The 15775-nt window shown below is 57.6% G+C and carries 13 protein-coding genes and 1 pseudogene; 2 read left to right on the top strand and 12 right to left on the bottom strand.

Going from position 1 to position 15775, the window contains the following annotated elements; genetic code table 11:
* Position 1: 1 nt before the first annotated feature.
* Positions 2–1663: a restriction endonuclease subunit S gene (locus ACWUI2_RS05625; RefSeq protein ID WP_486981882.1), complete on the bottom strand. Its 1662-nt coding sequence runs from the start codon at positions 1661–1663 to the stop codon at positions 2–4.
* Positions 1664–1687: 24 nt separating this feature from the next.
* Between ACWUI2_RS05625 and ACWUI2_RS05620 the strand changes: the two genes are divergently transcribed.
* Entirely contained in the window at positions 1688–1825 is a 138-nt protein-coding gene (locus ACWUI2_RS05620; RefSeq protein WP_486981881.1) for a hypothetical protein, read from the top strand.
* A gap of 111 nt (positions 1826–1936) precedes the next feature.
* On the opposite strand, the gene ACWUI2_RS05615 is transcribed toward ACWUI2_RS05620, so the two are convergent.
* From ACWUI2_RS05615 to ACWUI2_RS05590, 6 genes and pseudogenes are all read right to left on the bottom strand, one after another.
* On the bottom strand, positions 1937–2761 hold the full coding sequence (locus tag ACWUI2_RS05615; protein ID WP_486981880.1) for a DUF3800 domain-containing protein: 825 nt from the start codon (positions 2759–2761) through the stop codon (positions 1937–1939).
* 261 nt (positions 2762–3022) lie between these two features.
* The gene (locus tag ACWUI2_RS05610) at positions 3023–4474 is read right to left on the bottom strand and encodes a type I restriction-modification system subunit M (protein WP_486981879.1); all 1452 of its coding nucleotides are present in this window, start codon (positions 4472–4474) and stop codon (positions 3023–3025) included.
* 174 nt (positions 4475–4648) lie between these two features.
* Positions 4649–4954 (bottom strand): annotated as a pseudogene (locus ACWUI2_RS05605) (KilA-N domain-containing protein); the annotation flags it as partial.
* Complete coding sequence (locus ACWUI2_RS05600; protein WP_486981878.1) at positions 4951–5754, bottom strand: transposase; 804 nt, start codon at positions 5752–5754, stop codon at positions 4951–4953. The pseudogene ACWUI2_RS05605 and the gene ACWUI2_RS05600, both read right to left, overlap by 4 nt.
* Positions 5744–8206, bottom strand: coding sequence for an EcoAI/FtnUII family type I restriction enzme subunit R (gene hsdR / locus ACWUI2_RS05595; RefSeq protein ID WP_486985043.1), 2463 nt, complete (start codon positions 8204–8206; stop codon positions 5744–5746). The genes ACWUI2_RS05600 and hsdR overlap by 11 nt, the downstream gene beginning before the upstream one ends.
* A gap of 470 nt (positions 8207–8676) precedes the next feature.
* On the bottom strand, positions 8677–9660 hold the full coding sequence (locus ACWUI2_RS05590) for an IS630 family transposase (RefSeq protein ID WP_486985042.1): 984 nt from the start codon (positions 9658–9660) through the stop codon (positions 8677–8679).
* A 117-nt stretch (positions 9661–9777) separates the two neighbouring features.
* Here ACWUI2_RS05590 and ACWUI2_RS05585 point away from each other — a divergent pair, with 117 nt between their 5' ends.
* Complete coding sequence (locus tag ACWUI2_RS05585; protein ID WP_486981877.1) at positions 9778–10020, top strand: hypothetical protein; 243 nt, start codon at positions 9778–9780, stop codon at positions 10018–10020.
* Positions 10021–10299: 279 nt separating this feature from the next.
* On the opposite strand, the gene ACWUI2_RS05580 is transcribed toward ACWUI2_RS05585, so the two are convergent.
* The 5 genes from ACWUI2_RS05580 to ACWUI2_RS05560 all read right to left on the bottom strand — a co-directional run bounded on the left by ACWUI2_RS05580 (position 10300) and on the right by ACWUI2_RS05560 (position 15527).
* Positions 10300–11352, bottom strand: coding sequence for a bile acid:sodium symporter family protein (locus ACWUI2_RS05580; RefSeq protein ID WP_486981876.1), 1053 nt, complete (start codon positions 11350–11352; stop codon positions 10300–10302).
* Positions 11342–13288, bottom strand: coding sequence for an AMP-dependent synthetase/ligase (locus ACWUI2_RS05575; RefSeq protein ID WP_486981875.1), 1947 nt, complete (start codon positions 13286–13288; stop codon positions 11342–11344). The genes ACWUI2_RS05580 and ACWUI2_RS05575 overlap by 11 nt, the downstream gene beginning before the upstream one ends.
* 108 nt (positions 13289–13396) lie before the next feature.
* Positions 13397–14206, bottom strand: a complete 810-nt coding sequence (locus ACWUI2_RS05570) for an ABC transporter ATP-binding protein (RefSeq protein WP_486981874.1) — start codon at positions 14204–14206, stop codon at positions 13397–13399.
* A gap of 49 nt (positions 14207–14255) precedes the next feature.
* Positions 14256–14630: a GxxExxY protein gene (locus ACWUI2_RS05565; RefSeq protein WP_486981873.1), complete on the bottom strand. Its 375-nt coding sequence runs from the start codon at positions 14628–14630 to the stop codon at positions 14256–14258.
* A 36-nt stretch (positions 14631–14666) separates the two neighbouring features.
* Positions 14667–15527, bottom strand: coding sequence for an oligopeptide/dipeptide ABC transporter ATP-binding protein (locus ACWUI2_RS05560; RefSeq protein ID WP_486981872.1), 861 nt, complete (start codon positions 15525–15527; stop codon positions 14667–14669).
* Positions 15528–15775: the final 248 nt, after the last annotated feature.

The raw sequence follows: 15775 nt of genomic DNA, 5'->3' as shown, positions 1-15775 counted from the left end.
CTCAATCCTCGGTTCCCTTCCGAAGGGCGCAATTCATAATTTCGCTTTCCCAGAGTAGCTGCCGCTCAAGACTAGAACTCCACGCTTCTATTGTTTTTGAAAAGCTGGCAACCGACTCGACGATTCGTTTTTGCTCGGCCTCTGGAGGCAGAGCCACCCGCATTTTGCCGAGTGTCTTTCCATTAACATTCGGTTGGCCAGCTCCTCTTGCGCCTTCCTCTAATTGAACCCAATAGAATGACGATTCGAGGAACTTCTTGAGGTAAGGGACATGAATGACAGCTGTTGATTGAATTCGGATAAGGTAAGAAGCAAAGACCGATCGAACCTCAAGATTCTTCACAAGAAAGCTCTTGCCAATGGTTCCGCCCGTCCGGGCAATCAGGATGTCGTTCTCCTGTAATAAATAGTTCTCTACCTCGTCTGGACGAATGTCGCAGCCCGGAACAGATGGCCAGTCGACCCGATTGTCTTGGATATCGGTGATCCTCAGCAGGCGGATGTCCTTCAGGTGCGGGTTCGCGGACGCGGTGTAGCCGTATTGGATATCGTTGGCCAAATCGCCGAGTCTCACCCACTCCCATTCCTTTGGAAGCTCAAACGGGACCTCATCCGTCTTGATCGGCGGCAACGGTTTCGGTTTGCGGATCTTCCCCTCCTTCACGAGTCGAGCGTTTTCGGCTTCGATGCGTTTGAGGAGTTCGGAGGCGGGTTCTTCGTTGGGGTCCTGGGGGACGAGTTTCCCGCGGACGGCGAGGTTGAGGATGGTCTGGCGGAGTTGCTTGATGTCCTGGGGGCGGGTGGTCAGGCGCTCGAAAGTGTCCTTGCGGAGGAAGAAACGGGCGTGGGGGCGGCCATCGCCGTTGGTGGCGGGGTCGCCGTTGGCCGCTTCGGGATTGTTCAGCCGGTGATGCGTGGCCGCGACAAAGCGGTCTTTGCGCGCCTCCCGTTCCTGCTTCGCCCGCTCCAGGTCGTCGCAGATCGCCATCAGCTCGTCGACCTTGGCGACGATGCGGTGTTGTTCGGCGAGGGGTGGGAGGGGGGTAACCGCCTCTCTGAGTAATTTAAAATGGCGACCATACCCTCGGTTCTCCAAGGGCACCCATTGCATTAGGAGAAAGTAAAACGGTGGATTAACCAAGAGCGGGCGCAGAAGTTTGACGCCATCCGCACCTACCACGAATTCAAAATCAATGAGCTTCGCTTCCCGTGTATGGTCTCCAAACAATACCAGTGGAATCTCCCGGATAACCCTTGCCTCCTCATTAGTATAGCCACGAATGAAGACCTTCCCTTGATCTACTACAGGGAAGCGACCTTTATCCAAGATATCTTTGGTCGGCACTTTTCGACCCAAATCTGAGATCAATGTAGCGATCTCCGTCGGTCTCACCCACTCCCATCCCTCCGGGATCTCAAACGGCACTTCTTCCGGATCGATCGGCGGGAGTGGCTTTGGTTTGCGGATTTTACCCTCCTTCACGAGCCGGGCTTTCTCGGCTTCGATGCGTTTGAGGAGTTCGGAGGCGGGTTCGAAGGAGGCGGGGTGCACGCTGGAAGCGTGCGATACTTTGGCCAGAGTAGCGCACGCATCTTGCGTGCTTCCCTTTACGCCATGCACGCTAGAAGCGTGCGGTACCTTTGGGGAGGCATTCTCACGCAAGATGCGCGAGCTACGCTGCGAAGCGTGGGCCAGCTCGGCTTCGGTGGGGACGAGTTTGCCGCGGACGGCGAGGTCGAGGATGAAGCGGCGGAGACGCGGGATCGCGTCGGGGGCCTCGGCGATGCGGTCGAAATGTTGGAAGAGGAGAGCTTTGTTCATTGAGTGATGGGCGAATGTCTTGACATTTTCATGGGGCACTCCGACCTTCCTGCCATACCGGTGGAAGAAAATCGGCTCCATGCCGTGTGATCCATGCCCTTGGGCAAGCGGGTCCTATATCCATCGGTTTCTTATTTTTTGTGGTTCTGGTACTGCCGATTTCCGGGTCAGGTAGGTTCCGTATTTTTTCCCGTCGGGATCATCCACGTCGTGGATGAGCGACACTTTAGGCCAAATGGCACGTAGAAACCGGGCTTCGCCTTTTTCGTAACAACGCTGGAGCGCCCAAAGCGCGTAGTCGGCAACTTGGAGACAGGCGGCATTCCATGGATATTCGGGGACGATCTCCAGCGTCACGTCAGGTTGAAGGGATTCCTGCTCGCGGAGGAATCGTTCGCGTGTCAATTCCAGCTGCTGCCGGAGGGCCGCAGTTCGGTCAGAATTTCCGCGCCGAGCGAAGGTAATTCTGTAGGAAGGCGCCTTGTGCAGGCGGTGCTTGAAGAGCATCCTCGTCGTCAGATCGTAGAGCTCGTTCGGGTGATACCGGTAGTTCCGGTCCATCTGGTTTCGGCTTTTCACGTAGGCCAAAATCTGGCGCATGTCTTTGACGACGGCGAAGAATTGAAAATCCAGTTGAATGATCGCCTGAAAGACCCTGGCCCGGATTTCGGAATGATCGTCCTTGGCGTGGAAGGCCCGCGCTGTCTTTCCCTGTTTTTCATCCATCGATGGGATGCCGCTGTAAAGCGGATCGGCCAATAGCTCCGTGCGCAGTCGATCCAACGTGTTCCCCACCTGCTCATCATCCGCACAGCTGACCATCCCGAGCATAAAAAATCGTTGCGCCCCGGGATCTTCCAGGCGGTTGCGCCCCTTGCGGCCGAACAACACGCCGTCGCCCGCCTCGTCGACGTAGTAAGTGACGGGCCTCTCGCTCATTTGCTTATATTTCCCATTCCAAAGCTATTTTGGGCGGGGAGCCACGTAGCACACGCATCCTGCGGATGGGCATCTTCACGCTGGAAGCGTGAGCTACATTGATTCGATGCACGCTGGAAGCATGCGTTACTCTTTCGGCTTCGAGGATGAAGCGGCGGAGGCGCGGGATCGCGTCGGGGGCCTCGGCGATGCAGTCGAAATGTTGGAAGAGGAGAGCCTTGTTCATTGCGGAGAGGGGCACGCTGGAAGCGTGCGGTACTTTTACTTTAGAAGGGCTTCCTCCAGCTGGCTGCGGAGTTGGTCGCGCAGGCGGGCGACTTCGTTTTCCGATTCCTGGAGCTTGGCCAGGATTTCTTCCGGATCACCGTGGTCTTCGGCCTCGGTGTGCGGGTTCTTGAAATCGAGGTTGAAGTTGCGGGCCTTGATGTCGTCGATGGCGACGCGCCAGGCGACTTCGGTTTCCTTGCGGCCTTTCCGTTTCGCCCCGCCCCACCATTTGACGCATGGCTCGAAGTGTTCGAGGCGGATCGGCTTGGTCATCGAATAGGCTTTCTGGCCTTCCGGGACGCGGTGCTCGTAATACCAGACTTCCTTGGTCGGCTCTCCTTTTTCGAAAAAGAGGAGGTTGGTGCCGATGGAGGCGTAGGGCTTGAAGACGGAGTTGGGCAGGCGGACGATGGTGTGGAGGTTGCATTCCTCCAGGAGGTGTTCCTTGAGGCGGGTTTTCACGCCTTCGCCGAAAAGGGAGCCGTCGGGCAGGACCACGGCGGCGCGTCCGCCGGTACGGAGGAGGCGCACGATCAGGGCGAGGAATAGATCGGCGGTTTCCTTGGTGCGGAAGTGCTGGGGGAAGTTGCTTTCGATACCGTCCTCCTCGCGTCCGCCGAAGGGTGGATTGGTCAGAACGATGTCCACGCGGTCGGACTGGGTGTAGCTGATGTAGGGGCGGGCGAGGGTGTTGTCGTGGCGGACGAAGCTCGGGTTTTCGATGCCGTGGAGGAGCATGTTCGTGACGCAGAGCATGTGCGGGAGCTGCTTCTTCTCCACGGCGCGGAGGTGCTGCTGCATCCGCTCCTCGTCTTTGGCCGTCTTGACGTAGCGGTCGCGCATGTGGCGGATGGCGCAGGTCACCATGCCGCCGGTGCCGCAGGCGGGATCGAGAAGGATTTCGCCGGGTTTCGGGTCGATGCGCTCGGCCATGAAGGCGGTGACGGCGCGGGGGGTGTAATATTCGCCCGCGTTGCCGGCGCTCTGGAGGTCGTTGAGGATCTGCTCGTAAATGTCGCCGAAGTGCTGGCGTTCGCTGAGGTTGTTGAAATCGACCTGGTTAATTTTGTTGATGACCTGCCGCATCAACTGGCCGGATTTCATGTAATTGTAGGCATCCTCAAAAACGTCGCGGACGACGCGGCGGCGATTGGAGCCGGTGACGACGAGGCTTTTCAGCTCGGGAAAGAGGTCGTTGTTGATGAAGTCGAGCAATTCCTCGCCGGTGATGCCTTCGGGATCGGCGGCCCAGTTGCGCCATTGGAATGCGCGCGGGATCGGTGACTTGTAGTCGTCGTTGAGGAGCTCGAGTTCCTGGTCCTGATCGTCGATAATTTTCAGGAAGAACATCCAGCAAAGCTGGGAAATGCGTTGCGCGTCTCCATCCACGCCATGGTCCTGGCGCATGATGTCTTGAATGGATTTTACGGTAGAGCGAATGGACATGAGGAATTTCCACGCTGGAAGCGTGGGTTACGTTGTTCGAAAAGGAGCCGTTGTCGGTCTGGAAGGCTTCAAAGTAGGACACGCATCCTGCGTGTCAGTGGAAAAAGGGGGCGGCACGCTGGAAGCGCGCGCTACGTTGGGGAATGTATCACACGCATCCTGCGTGTTCCCGATCGAGACGATCCCGATCGCGCCGGTTTTTTCGATCCATTGTTTTGGAGTTAGCGTGAAGCTGTTCAGACCTGCCTGCATTTTAATCCCGTCGAATTCGACGGGATTAAAATCATTGTTGAGGCGCTCCCAGATCCCGAGGAATTCGACGGTGTTGCGATTGCGAATCCAGTTGCGGACGAGGTCGTCGGTACCCTCGGGATTTTTGAATCGTGCGATATCGGTCAGGCAGATGTAGTCGTCGCTCTTCTCCGACAGGACTGCGACGCTTGTTCCCTGAACGTCAATGGTCGATCTCTTCGGCTTCATGATGACCTCCCCGTGTCCGGTGGAGCCGCTGGCGGCACGCTGGTAGCGTGGGGTAATTTGCGCAAAGTAGCACACGCATCTTGCGTGTTTTCAGCATGGAGATGCACGCTGGAAGCGTGCGATACGTTGATTCCGGCTTTGGCCGGGTTTTCGGCGATGTAGCGCCGATAGTGATGAAGCTGGGCGGGTGAGCGGATGAGGTGGTCGTAGGATTCCTTCTGCCAAAGGGGGCCCGAGCGGTCCTCCAGCTTGTTGATCTCGTTGGCGGTATAGGACTTCCAGGAATGCAGGATCTTTTTGGGGTCATAGGGCGGAATTGCTTGGAAGATCGCGTGGACGTGATTCGGCATGACCACCCAATCGTCGAGGTGATAGCGCTGGCCGTCGAAAAACCGCATCGCATCGGCGACGAGTTGACCATTTTCCGGATTGCGGAGGAGACAACTGCCCATACCGGCGTCGAGCCAGTCGTTAAGGCGGTCCGGGAAACGTTCCGCGTATTGCCGCTGTTGCTCTGGAGAGAGCGGTTCGGGGTTCCGCCGAAGCCACAGCTCCCGCTCCTCCGTCCATTGCTTGAGCTTCTCTTGCGGAATGGAGTCGGCCAGGTGGAAAGTTACGAAATACGCGGCGCCATCCTGATACCAGTGTGGAAGGTAACGCCGGGAATGGTCGATTGGCGCGCGGGGATCGAAGAATGTATCACACGCATCTTGCGTGTTCTTTGTTTCCGGGGGCACGCTGGAAGCGTGCGGTACGTTTTCCACGCTGGAAGCGTGGGCTACTTTGCCTTCACGCGACATCGTCATACAGCGCGGATTGGAGTTTATGGACGGCCTTTTCATAGCCTGGACGGCCGCCGAATTGTTTGACGATCTGCACAGGGGTGCCGAGCTGGTTGAAGGGAGCGACTCGGAGGAGCTTGGGATCGTCGAGGGCCGTGACGCCTTCGTCCTGATACTTGGCCAGGAGCGCTTCAAGGACGGCGCGGGCCTGCTCGCCGTATTTAGTGAAGACGTCGTTCTTGCGAACGTTTTCGGCGCGGTCCTTGCGGGTGAGCGGAGGCTGATCGAAGGCGACGTGGCAGATCAGGTCGAACGGATCGAGTTCCTTGCCGACCTCCTCGGCGAGCGGATCGAGAAGGAGCCCTTCCTCTTCAAGTTGCTCGATGATCGCCTGTTTGCGCTCCGCGCTGTTCCAGCAATTGAGGAAATCGTCCAGGCTGGTGAACCGTTTGCGGAGCGCCTTGCGGGTAAAGTCGCGCAAACTTTCGGTGACGAGCTTGCCGTTTTCGTCGAGATACTCGACGCGCTCGGCGACGACGGTGACCGGCACGCCATCAACGTAAACTTTATTGCGTGGCGCGTCGCCGGGAGGAATGCTGACATCCGGCGGCTTGGGATCGATCAGGACCTCTTCTTTAGTCGGGTCCCCATAGGTATCGGGATCCTCTTCCACCAGCCCGCCGTCCTCCTCGTTTTCGGGAGGGGTAACTGGATCATCCTCGCCTGGCTCGTAGATCTGCACCGGTTCGCCATCGAATTCGGGATCGGCGAAATGGTTGGTGGCTTTTCGGAAATCAACCAGGGTGAAGTAGTATTTCTTCGTGTCCTCGTGGACGCGGGTTCCGCGCCCCACGATCTGCTTGAACTCGGTCATGGAGCCGACTTCGCGATCGAGAACAATGAGGCGGCAGGTCTGGGCATCGACGCCGGTCGAGAGAAGGCGGGAGGTGGTGACAATGACCGGGTATTTTGCTTCCGGGTCGATGAAGTTGCCTATCTGGGCGCAGCCGTCGGAATCGTCGCCGGTGATCCGCATGACGTAGCGGCTGTTCTCCTGGACGAGGTCGGCATTTTCGTTAATAAAGGCCTGCCGCATGCGGGCGGCGTGCTCCGTGTCGATACAGAAGACGATGGTTTTCTGGAAACGGTCGCCGCTCTCCTTGAGGAAGTCGGAAATTTTCTTCGCAACAAGTTTGGTGCGGTCGTCGAGGACGATGTTGCGGTCAAAATCTTTCTGATTGTAGATCCGGTCATCGACCTCCTTGCCTTCGCGATCAAGTTTTCCCGGCTCGGGACGGTAGCCCTCCACATCCTTATCGATGTGAACCTTGACGACCTTGTAGGGAGCGAGGAAGCCGTCGCGAATGCCTTGTTTCAGCGAATAGCTGTGAATTGGAGCGCCGAAGTAATCGATGTTCGAAACGTATTTGGTTTCCTTGGGCGTGGCAGTAAGACCGATCTGGGTGGCGCCGGAGAAATACTCGAGGATCTCGCGCCAAGCGGAATCCTCGGCGGCACTGCCTCGGTGACACTCGTCGATCACGATCAGGTCGAAGAAATCGGGAGAGAGCTCGCGGAACAGTTTCTGACGCTCCTCGGGGCCGGTGATGGCTTGGTAGAGACTAAGGTAAATCTCGTAGGAGGTGTCGATGCGGCGGGTTTTCTTATCAACCGCAGTGGGCAGGTTCACCTCCCGCCCGTCGTCCCGCTCGATAGTCTTGGAGCCGGTGCTGAGCTTGGCCATCGCCTGACCGAAGGGGCGGAAGTCATTGACCATGGTCTGGTCGACGAGGACGTTTCGGTCGGCGAGAAAAAGAATGCGTTTCTTGCGCCCGGCCTTCCAAAGACGCCAGATTATCTGGAAGGCGGTATAGGTCTTGCCCGTGCCAGTGGCCATAACGAGCAGGATGCGATCCTGTCCTTTCGCAATGGCTTCGATCGCCTTGTTGATAGCAACGCGCTGGTAGTAACGCGGCTCCTTCCCGCTGCCGTCGTCGAAGTAATCCTGAAGGACGATCTGCTCCTCTTCGGCCGCAAGGCCCTTCCAGGCGCAGTAGCGGTTCCAGAGGTCGACGGGAGATGGAAAGGCATCAAGGGCGAGGTTCGTCTCGACCGGGCTTGCCTGTCCGGTGCGGTCGTGAAAGACGAAGCCGTCGCCATTGGACGAAAAAACGAAGGGGATGTCGAGGGTCTGGGCGTATTCAAGAGCCTGTTGCATGCCGGCACCGACGGGCTCGCTGTTTATCTTGGCCTCGATCAAGGCTATCGGCAGGTTCGGCTTGTAGTAGAGGATGTAATCGGCGCGCTTGGCCTTGCCCCGGGTGACCAGTCTGCCACGAACAATGATGCGACCTTTCGTGAAGCTGACTTCCTCGCGAATCTGTGCCATCACATCCCAACCCGCGCCTTCGATAGCCAGGGTAATGAACTTCGTGCAAATATCGCGTTCGGAGAGGTCAGCTTTGTTCAACAGGTTGCTCATCATGCTTACTAGGGAGGGAGTTAGTAGCGTTCGCTCGGCGCCGCCTCCTTCGCGAACCCACATTTAGGTAAAGTTTTCCGATTGCATCAATCTTTTATGATATGCTGGAAACATCATCTTTTGACCTGTAGCGCGGGCTGGAAGCCGCACCCCTTGGTAAGCAGGTTCAGCCTAAATGGCAGTTGGACTAAAGGATTGGAAGGACCAGTAACTCCTCGAGCGTCCAGCGCTTTCCGGCAGCCATGGCGAAGAGATTGAACCACTAATGGACACGAATAAACACGAATCGATGGAGGAAGGTCGAATCTTCGGGGAAGATTCGCTACGGGTTTTGGCTCGCCTTGTAGCGATGATGCCACGTCTTCATCGACCAGGCTGGAAGAGCCTCTCCACCATCGTTCCGAGGATCGGGTGGGCGATTTCGTTTTTGGGGAAGCGGACTGGGTTTAGAGCGTTTCTCAAAAGTTTCCTGAAATTGCACAGTTGGATACGACCTTTTCGGGTTTGGCAAAGAAAGCCTGAAGTGCCTGAACGATTCTGTCCTCGAGCTGGGTGGGTTTCTTGGCAAAGAAATCGGTAAAATAGTCTGACTTGAGTCGGAGCCAGAAGCGCTCGATGGGATTGAAGTCGGGGGAGTATGGCGGGAGGTAAACCGGTTCGAAGTGGTGCCAATTGAGCGCTTTTGCTTTGTGCCAACTGGCGTTGTCGAGAATGAGCAGCTGGCGCCTGCCCGGCTGCGGGGGCGCTTCGGTTGCGAGGTTATCGAGGAAGATCTGGAAGATTTCGGTGTTGCAGTGAGAACAAATCAATGCACTCAGGCATCCGCTTTGGGGGCAGACCGCGCCGATAATGTTTCTTCGCAGATGGGTGCCCGCATAAGGGATCGTTGGCTTGGAACCCTTTTCCACCCAGCGCTTGCGGGGGCGCGGATCGCCTTCGATGCCGCATTCGTCGGCGAACCACAGCTCCACTGAGTCATCCTTGAGCCATTGCGTGAGCTTTTGAGCAAAGTCCTGTCGTTGAAGATCCCATTGTTGGCGATCAGATGGTTCAGGCATGGGGCGCGGAATTCGGGTCACGAACCCATGCTCATGGAGGTAACGCGTAAGCGTTGGGTAAGAGAGCTCCAACGCCAGTTCCCTCGTGAGGTAGCCATGAAGCTTGATCGCGGTCCAGTGTTCCTGGCCAGCCTGGGCCGGTTTATTAAGCAGAGGAATGACCTCCCTTTGCATTTGTTCGCGGCTGATCTTGCGCGGCGCTCCCCGCCGTTCCCGATCGATCAATCCGTCGATCCCCTCCTCGTTAAAGCGGTTTATCCACTCAATCAAAGTATGTTCATGCACGTTGCAGAACAACGCCACCGCGTCCCGGCTCATTCCCCTGCCCAAGGCCCAGAGGCCGCGAATGCGAAGGGCCGCTTGCCTGCTCGGGGTACTAACCATCGCAACCTCCAACTCGTCCAAGCTGGCGTTCTCAAAATTTGGAACTGTAAGTGATCTCCCGATACATAAACAATTGAGACTCAATCTCAAAAGTACAAGCTTTTTTTCAGGAAATTTGTGAGAATCGCTCTAGGCGGGGTTGTCCGATTGGAAGATCCAGTGGGTGGGGTCCTGGGCGATTTCACCCTCCTCCCGTGCTTGAACACACCCCACCCTTCGGGTCCGCCCCCTCTCCAGAGCATCGTCTTTGGGAACGACATCGCCCCGAAAGGCGGCTTGGATGAGCTTGAGTTGGTCGAGAGGCAAGCCGGTGAGCCGTCCGTGGTCAGTGTGGCGGACCTTGCCTTCCTGCCGGAATGAGGAGCGGATGACGCCGTAAACCTGTTTGCCCCGGCGCTGGATTTCGAGATGAAGAACCAGTTCCTTTCCCTGTCAATATCAAATATTCATATTTGTGGCTACATTTGAATTAATGTGAGTCCGGGGGCCAGCTTCGCAGGCGGGTTTCAAGCCGATACCCGCATAAACACAAGGGGTAAAATCCGTTTAGCGAAGAAAAAACGGTCAATCATTGACCGAACAATCCCCGGATGTCGATTCACCAACAGCCCTCGCCCCGATCGGCTTCGCGACACCTCGTTACCGCTTCTGGGCAGGAGAGGATTCCTGGCTGGGATCGGCGGCGATTCGTTTGGGCAGGAAGCCTTTCGGGTAATGGGTCACGTAGTCTTTCCCGAAGAGGCGGTTGTGAATCACCGTGTTGCGATACACCTCCCAATCGAACTTCCCGACTCGCCGGAAATAGAGCGTGATCCCGGAGGAGGTCATGACAATGAAGGTCGAATACAAGATGCAGAGCCAGAGCATTTGGCTACGCAGCGGCTCCTCGAAACTCAACAAAATGATGCCAAAGGCGATCGGGCCGTTTTGGATTCCGGTCTCCAACGAGATAGCCCGCTGGAAACGCGGGGCCAAACCAAAGGCCCGGGCCAACAGCAGTCCGAAGAAAAATCCGAGGAGCCCCAGGCAGATCGCGGCGAAATAATAGGTCCAGGAGGTGCGCCAGAACAAATCGCCATGCCGGACCAGCACCGATCCGATCAAATAAAGGATCACAATGATCGCCGTAAAACCGGCGGTGTCCTCCGCCGCCTTGGCCCATCCCGGCGACCGCCACCGCAACACCATCCCCAACAGCACCGGAACCAGGACCAACAAAAGCGAAACAATGATATTCAAATGCGGTATGACGAACCCGGTTTCCGCGCCTTCCGCCCGCATCGCCTCGTCGATCTGCCGGGCGAAATCGGCTCCGTAAACCCCCAGCAGGAACGGGAGCATCACCAGCGCCAACAGGGTCGAAGCGGTGGTCATCGAAATACTGAGCGCCACCGATCCCCGCGAGAAGTAGGTGAACATGTTGGAGGTGGTTCCTCCCGGCAAACAGCCGATCAAAATCAGGGCGAGCGCCAACTCCGGCGGAAACCGGAGGAGCAACGCCAACCCGAGCGCCGCCAACGGCATCACGCCGAATTGCGAGAGAAACCCGATCAAAATCGCCCGGGGGCGCCGCAGCGCCGTGCGGAAATCCCCCGGCGTCAGACTCGCCCCCATGCCGAACATGATGATGAAGATCATCACCGCCAACAACAGCTGGTCGACGGCGTGCAGCAGTTGACGCTCAATCTCCATGACGCCCCTTTCCTTTGCGATCCGTGTGCTCGAACATTCCGTCGATTAAATCCGCGTGCTTTTCTTCGACCACGTGACGCTTCAATTTAAAAAGATTGGTCAACTCCGTCCCGACCGTGAACGCATCTCCCATCAACCGGAATTCGTGGATCAACTCGAACGGCTTGAATCCGTTCGCCGTCGAAATCGTCCTCCGGATCTCCTCCCGGATCATTCGCTCCGCCTCTCCGTTTTCCGCGAGGTCTCCTAGGTTGGCGGCCTCGATTCCCTTTTCCCGGAAGCCTTCCAGGCTCGGCACCACCAGTGCTCCAATAAACTTTCGGTCCTGGCCGACGACCATGCATTGGTCGATCAACGGACTTTGCCGCAACCGCATCTCGATCGGTCCCGGCTCCAGATTTTCCCCGCTCGATAAGACGATCGTTTCCTTGCAGCGCCCGAGGATCTTCAGGCAATCGTTGAAGGTGATCATCCCGAGATCGCCGGTGTGAAACCATCCGTCCCGCATCGCCCGCTCCGTCGTCTCCGGGTCGCGGTAATAACCTTTCATCACTTGCGGACCCCGCACGCAGATCTCGCCCCGGCAACCCCGTCCACCTTCCGGGTGTTCGGGATCGGGATAAAGAACGCGCCCTGTATCGATATCGACGATACGGACTTCAGTCTCGTCCACCAACGGGCCGACCGTCCCGACCACCAGTTTTTTATCCGTCCGCACCGCCAGGACCGGTGCGGTCTCGGTCAACCCGTATCCTTCCAAAACGGGGATGCCGATGTAGTTGAAGAACCGATCAATATCGATCGGCAAGGCGCCTCCCCCCGAAACGGTTGCCTTGAGCGATCCGCCCGCGGCCAGTCGGATTCGCTCCAGAACGGCGGCGTTGAAGAATCCATAGGGAGCCAGCAACACCAACCATCGCGCGGCATGGGCGATGGTTTCAAGAACGGTGAGCCACCCGTGGATCGGCCGCAATTTCAACCGACGGCCCCGCAGAAAGAAGAGCGACTCCTGATATTGGCTGGCGAGAAAATAGGCGATGTGGAAGAGCCCCCGGCGCACCGGATGGGAACTTCGGACGTTGCGCAAAATCCGGTCGTGCAGGTTTTCCCACAACCGTGGAGCCGACCCCATGAAGGTGGGCTCCACGTTCTTCAAATCTTCGGCCAACGTGCGAATGCTCGAATAGTACGTGCATCCGCCGCAACTGATCGCGAGCGTCTCGAAAACCCTCTCGAAGATGTGCCAGACCGGCAGGATCGATAAGACCCGGTCGGTGCAACCGATCGGGACCGGCACCGTCCGGACTTGATGCATCGCGTTGGCATGGGTCAGCATCACGCCCTTCGGATGCCCGGTGGTTCCGGAAGTGTAGATCAAAGTAAACAGGTCATCCGGGCGCACCCCCTCGATCCGCTCCTCCGCCCGACGGTCGCCTTCCGCCCGGAGTTGACGGCCACGTTCGAGCAATGCCTCCAGCCGCCTCACTCCCGGTGCGGCTTCGGCGGTGGGATCGAGCAACACGATCTCACGCAACTCCGGCATCTCCGATCGCAACCGGAGAATCTTTTTTTGCAGCGTCGCCGTTTCGACGAACGCGATTCGGATGCCGGCGTGATTGACGATATAAATCAATTCCGCGTCGGTGACGTCTCTTCCCCGGGGAACATTCGCCGCCCCAGAAAGTTGGATACCGTAGTCGGCGAGAATCCATTCCTGACGATTGTCGCCAAACAGGCCGACATGCCCCCGCGCCTCGAGCCCCAAATCGATCAACGCCGTCGCCAAGGCCAACCCGCGTTCATACAATTCACGAAACGAGACCGGCTCCCACTCCAACGCCCGACGGCGCGTCGCGAACGCCGGCAAGCGGTCCCAGCGTTCGGCGGCGCCGCGATACAACGCGGCCAGATTGGGGGCGAAAATTCGATCCTTCATGAAATACTTCGTCGAGGGAGACGGGACGACACACCCCACCGCTCTCGCGAGCGGTCCCCCCCTCTCAAGAGGGGAACTTTCTCAAGCGCGAGCATGGTGGGGGGTGTTTCAGAACCGAGGCACTGCCTCCAGTAATTTCCGGGTGTATTCATGTTTTGGGTTCTCGTAAATTTCATCCGCGGTCGCCTGCTCCACGATTTTTCCTTCGGTCATTACCAGGACGTAGTCACTGATGTGTTCGACCACCGCCAAATCATGGGCGATGAAAAGATACGTCAAATTGAGCTGTTCCTGCAAGTCCTGGAGAAGGTTCACGATGGCGGCCTGGACCGATACGTCGAGGGCACTCACCGCCTCGTCGCAGACAATGAATTCCGGCTCGACCGCTAGCGCCCGGGCGATCCCGATCCGTTGACGCTGCCCCCCGGAGAACTCGTGCGGGTAGCGCTCGAGATGGTCCTCCAGGAGACCGACCTGCCGCAACAGTCCGGCGGCCCGTTCGCGCCGGGCGGCCCGGTTCATATCGGGAAAGTGAATCGCCAGAGCTTCGCCGATGATCGACTCGACGGTCATTCTGGGATTGAGGGAATGGAACGGATCCTGAAAGATCATTTGGATACGTTTCCGGTAGGGGAAGAATCCGGCCCGGTCGAGCCCGCCGATCTCCCGGCCCTCGTAGATAATGGATCCGGAAGTGATCGAATTTAGCCGAACGATGGAGCGCCCGATGGTGGTTTTGCCGCTCCCGCTTTCGCCCACCAATCCGACCGTCTTTCCCCGGGGCACCGAGAACGACACCCCATCGACCGCCCGCACATGGTCGACCACCCGCCGAAAGACACCTCCGTACACCGGAAAATGCACGTGCAGGTCTTTCACTTCGAGGAGAGACTGCGGTTGTTTCAAAGACTCAGACATAGAAGAAGAAGGAGACCACGGAAAACTCGGAATACACGGAAAAAAGAGATTAAAGAACGATTCTTTCGTATTCGACTTTCGGATAATGTCCGAAGTTTACCCGTAGCCCGACACGCAGGCCGGTGGCGCGAAGGTAATTATAAACTTGGGACCGATGCTCGTCCGCCAGTGTCTTGAGTGCTTTCAACTCGACCACGACCCGACCGAAGCACAGCAGATCGGGGCTATAGGTCTGCTTAAGGGGCTGTCCTTTATAAGAAAACTGCAAGCCCGGCTGAGCAACGAAAGGAATCCCTTGCAAGGTCAGTTCCAGTTCCATGCATTCCTGATAGACCGCTTCAAGAAAGCCGCACCCCTTTTCTTTATAAACCTCGAAACAGGCTCCCAGTAGAGAATACGTCTCATCTTCATAAACCAAACCCATAGTTCTTCCTTTCCGTGTATTCCGTGTCTTCCGTGTTTAATTTCTTCCGTGGTTATTTCCTTCCGTCCGCAAAGCTTCGTGGTCGATGGTCGTGAGGCGGGTTTGCTTCTTGCCCAAGCGGGGGATGCAGGCGATCAGGGCGCGGGTGTAGGGGTGTTGGGGATTGCGGAGGACTTCCTGGGTGTCGCCGGATTCGACGATGCGGCCGCGGAACATCACCACCACTTTTCCGGCGAAGCCGTTCACGATGCCGAAATTGTGGGTGATCAACAGAATCGACATGTCGAACCGCTCCTTCAACTCGGCGAGGAGTTCCATGATGCGGGCCTGGATCGTCACATCGAGGGCTGTGGTCGGTTCATCGGCAATCAATAACTTCGGCTGACAGGCCAGGGCCATCGCAATCATCACCCGTTGCTGCATGCCGCCGCTGAGTTGATGGGGGTAATCTTTATACCGCTTCGCCGCGTCGCGGATCTTCACCAGGTCGAGCACCCGGATGATTTCCTCGCGGACGTTCTTCACTTCCGGACGGTGAAGCCGGATTACCTCGGCGATCTGGTTTCCCACGGTAAAAACCGGATTCAGCGAGGTCGACGGTTCCTGAAACACGTAGGCGATTTCTTTTCCCCGGACCTTGCGCAAGGCCGGCGACGAAAGCTTCAACAGATCACGTCCTTCGAAGAAGATTTCCCCGCCGATTCGGCAGACCGGCGGGGCGGGCAACAACCGGGTCATCGAGAGAGCGGTGACACTCTTTCCGCTCCCACTCTCCCCGACCACCGCGACGGTTTCTCCTTTGGCGACCGAAAACGATATCCCCCGCACCGCCGGGCTCACGGCGTCGCGTCCATGAAAATCGATCTGCAGGTTACGGACGTCGAGCAACGGAGTCATAGGTGGAATGAAACTGGTCTTCGAGGCGGAGCCTCTTTGGAGTGCTCCGCGTCCCCGCGGAGCTTTCGTGTGCGCGGAAGAGTTCCGGCCGTCGAATGACTGTCGGGCGTGCGGCCATCGCCGACCATTCGAAAGCGGTGCGGGGACGCACCGCACTCCAAAGCGCTTCGCGCGAAAACCTGATCGCCCGCAATCCGCATGAACAGTAAAGTGTCATAGAGGAAAAAGAGCTTGGTCGACTCGGCAAC

This window comes from Verruconatronum alginivorum, assembly GCF_056590205.1.
Note: the sequence above shows the minus strand (reverse complement) of the source record. Positions and strands in the feature narration are given on the sequence as shown.

Bases quoted from the DNA above. Each gene is read 5' to 3' on its own strand.
- ACWUI2_RS05615 (WP_486981880.1), bottom strand. From the start codon at position 2,761: ATGAGCGAGAGGCCCGTCACTTACTACGTCGACGAGGCGGGCGACGGC.
- ACWUI2_RS05610 (WP_486981879.1), bottom strand. From the start codon at position 4,474: ATGTCCATTCGCTCTACCGTAAAATCCATTCAAGACATCATGCGCCAG.
- ACWUI2_RS05600 (WP_486981878.1), bottom strand. From the start codon at position 5,754: ATGTCGCGTGAAGGCAAAGTAGCCCACGCTTCCAGCGTGGAAAACGTA.
- ACWUI2_RS05590 (WP_486985042.1), bottom strand. From the start codon at position 9,660: ATGGTTAGTACCCCGAGCAGGCAAGCGGCCCTTCGCATTCGCGGCCTC.
- ACWUI2_RS05580 (WP_486981876.1), bottom strand. From the start codon at position 11,352: ATGGAGATTGAGCGTCAACTGCTGCACGCCGTCGACCAGCTGTTGTTG.
- ACWUI2_RS05575 (WP_486981875.1), bottom strand. From the start codon at position 13,288: ATGAAGGATCGAATTTTCGCCCCCAATCTGGCCGCGTTGTATCGCGGC.
- ACWUI2_RS05570 (WP_486981874.1), bottom strand. From the start codon at position 14,206: ATGTCTGAGTCTTTGAAACAACCGCAGTCTCTCCTCGAAGTGAAAGAC.
- ACWUI2_RS05565 (WP_486981873.1), bottom strand. From the start codon at position 14,630: ATGGGTTTGGTTTATGAAGATGAGACGTATTCTCTACTGGGAGCCTGT.
- ACWUI2_RS05560 (WP_486981872.1), bottom strand. From the start codon at position 15,527: ATGACTCCGTTGCTCGACGTCCGTAACCTGCAGATCGATTTTCATGGA.